We start from the raw sequence: 4904 nt of genomic DNA, 5'->3' as shown, positions 1-4904 counted from the left end.
GCCCGCCGCGTCGGCGAACCAGAACCCAACCCAGAGGAGGTCCCCGAACCCGACTACCGAGCCCTCACCGCGTAACCCCACGAAGAATCACGAGACCGATCCGTACACCACCTCAAAGGACTTGACCGATCGTGAGTCACGACACCCAGACTTGCGGCCCGCGCCCCAGTCATGGTTTAGCAGTGTCGGTGCTAGGAGGACGTCAGCTCTGCTACTCTCCTGGAATTGGCACAGCCGAACGACGGACGCCAACCTCGCGTCCGAGAACGCGAACCCTGGCCAGCCGGGCAGTGATCGTACCCTCGATTGCTGGTGAGTGAATCAGCAGATGACCCAGATGAGTGAGATGCAGAGTGCAGCCATTGCCGTAGCCACCTACCGACGTAACGACTCGCTGAGGAGGCTTCTGCAGTCGCTGGCATCGCAGGTACACGACGGGTGGGAAGTTCGAGTTGTTGTCGTAGACAACGACCCTGCACATGGCGCGGCAGCAGCTACCTATGACGGCGCCGATTCCTTCGTCATGCTTCATGAACCGCGACCGGGCATCGTGGCGGCTCGCAATCGTGCTCTACAAGAACTAGCGCAGCAGCCCCCAGATATCATCGTGTTTGTCGATGACGATGAGGAACCGATGAGTTCTGATTGGCTGATTACTCTGCTGGAGAGCATGGAAAGCTGGAGTTGCGATGCCGTTATCGGCCCGGTCCTTCCAGCATTCCCGCCCGGGGTGTCGCCCGAGCTGGTTAGTGGGGGATTCTTCGAACGAAAGCGCCAGGAGTCGGGAACACCAGTTGGCTGGGGGACGACAAATAACACGGCACTACGATGGTCAACACTGCAGAAGCTCGACAGTCCTCGATTTGACCCAGATTTCTCTGAGTCCGGCGGGAGCGACGCGGAGCTTTTCTGGCGTCTCATGCGGGCAGAGGCAAGCGTATTGTGGTGCGAGGAAGCTCCAGTGAAGGAGTACTTTCCAGCCGATCGCGCACAATGGCCTTGGTTGCGCCGACGTACTCGGCGCCTGGGTAACGTCAGCGCGCGGCTGAAGCTTCGCGATCACAGTCGTGTCTTTGTTGCGTTTCTGGGGCTGTCTCGATCGGTTCTGGGGACACTGATTATCCTCGCGGCGCGTCTGCGTGGTCGGCCCGTTCCTGCACGTGGGTTCGACCATAAGTACAAGGGCATAGGGATGGTTGCTGAGTGCTTCGGTCGTCGCGTGCGTGAGTATCAACGGCCTCGAAGTACGTGACGCGCTTCCCTCGGAATGTGGGACGCGGTGCTGGCAGGCTGCCCCGCGCGCCTGGTACGCCGTATAGGTGGCGGGTGGCGCGGTCTTGATCCCGGCGGCTCCCGGGTATGGAGAAATCCACGCGTAGCTGATCCGCGAGAGCGATCCGGTGGTGCGTGCTGCGTCGAACGGTTGATGTGCCAGCTTGCGCGACGGGTATCCGCCGCAACACCACCCGCTGCATCACAGCCGCGGGTGGGTCGAGACCAAACAGCCTCTTGATTTCGTCAAGCGTGTGTCCAGCGTGATCAAGCCGCATGTTGGCGATGCTCGGGGGCACGGACATGGCCTACCCGTGGACGTCAGCTGGCGGAGTCATGGGTGCTTCATGGCTCCGTAGTATCCTCAGTGGGACGGCAAGATTCAACTCAACTCCGAATGCCCGAGGGGAATGTTCTTGGCTAGACGTGAACGGGTGAGCGCTATCATCCCTACGACTGGGCGGTCAGAACTTGCTCGAGCGATCAGCAGCGTACGCTCACAGCAGACAAGTGCCGATCTCGAAGTCGTGGTTGTGTTTGACGGCTCGCCCGATGCTGAGGTTCCGCTGGAGGCGGAGCGCGAGGCGGACCGCGTGGTCCGCACAGGTGGTTTCACTGGTGGCTCCTCGGCCCGAAACGCCGGTGTTGCTGCTGCAACTGGAGACTACGTCGCTTTTCTGGACGATGATGATCAGTGGCTGCCAAGTAAGCTGGAACTGCAGCTAGAACTCGTCCATGCGATGGAGAACCCTGAACGCGCGGTCATTGCAGGTCGTCACCGACACGTTCCGCCGGACGGTGAAGGTGGTTCTGCCCCAGTTCCTTCTCGCCTGATCCGGGAAGGAGAGAGCGTCGAGCGCTATCTGTTCTATCGCAGGACGCCCGGCGTGGGACGAGCCTCGATGTACACCTCGACACTCTTCTGCGCCCGTACTTTAGCTACGGAGGTTCAATGGGACCCATCGCTTAAGCGTCACCAAGACTGGGATTGGCTCGTCAGGCTTGGTCGCGCACCGGGGGTGACTTTTGGGCAGGTGGCCGAATCCGTAGCGATTATACAGACTGGCTCGACCGGTTCGATCTCCGCGGGCACTGATTGGGTTGCGTCGCTGTCGTGGGCTGAATCTTTGCTCACCGATTCAAGTGTGCGCGTCGACTTCCTTACCGCGCAGACACTTCGTTATGCCATTGCTTCCAGATCCGGAGCAGGGGTCAAGAGCGTCCTTAGCGCAATTGGTAGGTCGCGGAAAATTCCTTCTCCGGGACCCGTGATTATGGGGGTTGCCGGCGTGCTATCGCGAGCATCGATAGAGAGAATGGCGACAGCGCCGAAGAAGGGCTTCAGGTGATGCAGTCTCCACCTCTCGAGTGGCTTCCCGCTCCGGAAAGAGCATTCCGCTGGCGTCCCATCCTTTGTGTAGGATCTATCTTCGAGAAGGTGAGTAGCGACCCGTGGTGATGGTTGCCGCTGCGAGCCTCTTGCTTGTTGCGTTCTTCTTCGTCTTGTGGCATAAGGGCAGGGGTCCTGCAGCATCCCTCCTGCTCGCAGCGGGAGCGGTAAGTATGGGGTCGATTACCCTGCTCCAGATCGCGGAAGCAGAGGTCCCGCGAGCAACGACAGCAACAGCGTATCTAGGGCTGCAGTCCTACTATCTGGCCTTTGCAGTTGCTCTCCTCCCTCTGTCAAGGGCGTCGCAATGGTGGCGCATTCCACTGTCCCTCATGCTGCTTCCAGGCGTGCTGATCACCATCTCATTGTTAAGAGATGTAACAGGGCCTCATGTGATCTCGGGGATTGTCAACTGGTGCTTTATTGCTGTGGCATGGGGCATCGGCATGGGCGTTGCGCGGGAACGCAAACTTGGGCGACTCACGGACCGGGACCTCCTCTTAGTGGTCTCCGTTCTTATAGGCGTGCAGGCGATTGTCGTGTGTGCGCAACTTCTGGGTTGGGCTGACGTCCAGACGCTCGAGGTAGGCGACGACGCGGTCACGCGGTTCCGCGGCCTAACATCGCATTCAGGTCAGCTAGGGAAGGTCCTTTTCCTTTTCCTCGTCTTCGTCTTGCCGCTAACGCGGTCTGATGATCGAACTGTGCGCCGCGCGTCGACGTGGCTTGTGCTGCTCGGGGGGCTCTTGACCGGCCTTACGCTCAGTCGCACTAATGTTGCTGCGTACGTGGCGGCCGTGGGGCTGTGGCTGATCTTCAGCGCAAGGGTCAAACTGTCACAGCGTTTGGGGTTGCTCATCCTCATGGTGCTCGCAATTACACCCTTTGTCGGTGACCTGTTGCTTAGACAGGAGTTTGACCCGGAGGGTGGGTCACGACCTATTCTCATGGCTGCGGCGATAGATCAACTATCGAGAACCCTATGGCTCGGTGTCGGCCCAAACAACTACATTCCGACGGTCGGCCGGACGACGGCGCTCACGGCCGAGGGTGGGTTGCCGGTCCACTCTGCGGCGATGCTACTGCTCGTTGAGATCGGACTCATCTGCGTTCTTCTCCTCGCGATCCCGCTCATCAGGCTGATCGCTTCGATAGTCCGCAATCTCCGCGCGCCCGAACCGGCAGGTAGCGTCGCATTTGCGGCCCTCGTGCTGCTGCCGGGTTTCGTTCTGATGACGGGGACCGGCTGGGGGCTTGCCGGCAGGATTATGTTGCCGCTCGTCTTCATCATCTTTGGTTACGTTGCCGGAATGACCCAGTCGAGTATTCCACCAGCCCGACAGAATTTCGCGCAACAGGTATCGCTAGGGATGAAGGATGGGTATCTGAGGAGCTGAGAATCTCTGTCTGATGCCGTGTCGTTCCTTCTTGCGATGGTAGGTGAAGGTTCAGGTTTTGACGTCAGGGGCTTTTCCGATATCAGATGGGGTGACGCGAGGCCGAATCCGTCGGAGGTCTATCGCGCGACCAGCTCTTGTCACGGTGAGCGGTTTCTCCTTCAACACCTCGACCGCTCGGCGCGCGACCTTCACGGTCCTGGCGTCGCCAGGCGTAGATCGTCTGGTCACTGATCTGCAGATCGTGCGCGATGCTGGCCACGCTTCTGCCCTCGGCGAGTAGGTCGAGGACCTTGCGGCGGAACCCGGCTGGATCCTTGGGTCCGAGGGAGGCGGGTGTTAGGGGGCGGCTTTTGGCGCTTTGGGCGGTACGGCTGCACGTTTCGCCTCAGTCCTCTTCTTCAGCTTCAGCGCGGGTCCCTCAACGCCGAAGTAGGTCACTGAGGCGAGCACGAGCGTGAGGGCGAAGACGATCACTAAGCTCCAGATGAAGCCCGGCCAAGAGTCGTTGCCCTCCCATCCGAGTCTGATCACTAACCAGATCGCTGGCACATGCCAGAGGTAGAAGCTGTAGGAGACCAGCCCGACATAGCGGAATGGAAGCGTTTCAAGGACGCGGGCGAGTAGGCCTGGATGTCCGCCGCGTGCCGGCAATGCGACAAACAGGATGACAGCTCCGAACGTTACGGACAGGAACGTCTTCTCGAAGATATCGGGACTGAATCGGCCTGGCTTTCGTTCCGTTCTTGAAGCAAGGATGGAACTCGATGAATCAGAAGTACTCTCCCGAGATGCGTGAGCGTGCGCTGCGGATGCTCGACGAGGCCAAGCCGGATCATCCGAAC

3 protein-coding genes and 2 pseudogenes are annotated in these 4904 nt (G+C 59.9%); 3 read left to right on the top strand and 2 right to left on the bottom strand.

The features are described 5' to 3' along the window. Window positions 1–328 precede the first annotated feature (328 nt). From GVL03_RS18650 to GVL03_RS18640, 3 genes are all read left to right on the top strand, one after another. Entirely contained in the window at window positions 329–1252 is a 924-nt protein-coding gene (locus GVL03_RS18650) for a glycosyltransferase family 2 protein (protein WP_159502511.1), read from the top strand. A gap of 454 nt (window positions 1253–1706) precedes the next feature. Next, a complete protein-coding gene (locus GVL03_RS18645; RefSeq protein WP_159502510.1) occupies window positions 1707–2621 on the top strand; it encodes a glycosyltransferase family 2 protein in 915 nt (304 codons plus the stop codon). A 109-nt stretch (window positions 2622–2730) separates the two neighbouring features. Further along, a complete protein-coding gene (locus GVL03_RS18640) occupies window positions 2731–4059 on the top strand; it encodes an O-antigen ligase family protein (protein WP_373683852.1) in 1329 nt (442 codons plus the stop codon). An 82-nt stretch (window positions 4060–4141) separates the two neighbouring features. Here GVL03_RS18640 and GVL03_RS22740 read toward each other — a convergent pair. Beyond that, window positions 4142–4351: pseudogene (locus GVL03_RS22740) on the bottom strand (transposase); the annotation flags it as partial. A 47-nt stretch (window positions 4352–4398) separates the two neighbouring features. Further along, window positions 4399–4904 (bottom strand): annotated as a pseudogene (locus GVL03_RS18630) (acyltransferase family protein); the annotation flags it as partial.

This window comes from Microbacterium sp. 18062 (assembly GCF_902706225.1).
Lineage (GTDB): Bacteria > Actinomycetota > Actinomycetes > Actinomycetales > Microbacteriaceae > Microbacterium.
This window is presented reverse-complemented; position numbering and strand designations above follow the sequence as displayed.